1 pseudogene is annotated in these 1,048 nt (G+C 36.2%); it reads right to left on the bottom strand.

Annotated features, from left to right (window positions below):
• Positions 1–134: 134 nt before the first annotated feature.
• Positions 135–920, bottom strand: a pseudogene (locus AC2VE5_RS28650) (nucleotidyltransferase domain-containing protein); the annotation flags it as partial.
• Between the last annotated feature and the right edge of the window lie 128 nt (positions 921–1,048).

Below are 1,048 nucleotides of genomic sequence, written 5' to 3'. Positions count from 1 at the left end.
TCCCACAACTACAGCAGAAGTTAACTGATGCACTCCTTGCCATCACTCCTGAGACGATTGCTTCTCTCACTTCTTACAATTTCATCCTTGAAGCTTTATTTAGCGCAGCTTCATAAAGAATTGGTATTACTTTGGCGCAATATTTCTAAGCCACAACGCAGCAATCTAATACAGTGCATTCCATGTTTTAGATCGAAACCCGATTTTTTTTCCATTTCTGCTCTCGCCGGATTTCTGTTTTGCTGCCATGATAAATAAGCTTTCCATTCTCGCATTGCTCCTTGATATTTCTGGCTTTTTTGTAGTAACCGAATAAAGTCAGCACGACTATTAGTTAATTTTTGAGTATATGCCAAAGTTTCATCCGGCAAAGTATGCTGTTTCAGCATCCCTTTAAAATCAATATCCGCCGTAAGTAATTGATACAACTTTTCAGCTTCTTCTAAAAACTCAATTCTTTCTCTAACTAAGTTATACAGATATTCTAAAAAAGCATTAAGTTCATCTTTTGTCAACGGATCTTCTTCTATACCAAAATCTGCGGGTAAAGGCTTATTCTGTGGCGGATGTAGCAACCACTTACAATGAGTTTCTATCTTTTTGATTTGAGCAAAAGCATAACCAGAATAAGTATGCTTAACTTTTTTACTGAGAAACAATTGCCTATGATCGATTAGGTATTCTCCTACTTCTGTAAGAAAAGGATAACTATCTAACCACAGCAACTCTAATACATTAGGATTTGCGGCAGCTAGTAATTGAACTACTTTTTTTAGTTCATATATAACTGTATCTTCATTACCATCTATAAACGGAAATATTCCTTCTTCATTCCAATCGCTATCTTTTTGTTCTATAGAATTAAATCCTAAATAGTATTCTTTTGGTGCAATAAACACGCCGCGATAGTCATAATCTGACTTATACTAAGTTGCGGTCAGAGGTAGTATTTGAAGATGAGGGAAGAAAGTCATTGAACGCAGGCGCTCACTATTAGAAGAAAGTTCAAGTAAGCCTTGGCAAAGTACATCTTCTACCTGTTCAAGGG

It is taken from the genome of Aliterella sp. E5.1, assembly GCF_057473825.1.
The sequence above is the reverse complement of the archived record's forward strand: the minus strand, read 5'-3'. Positions and strand labels throughout refer to the sequence as shown.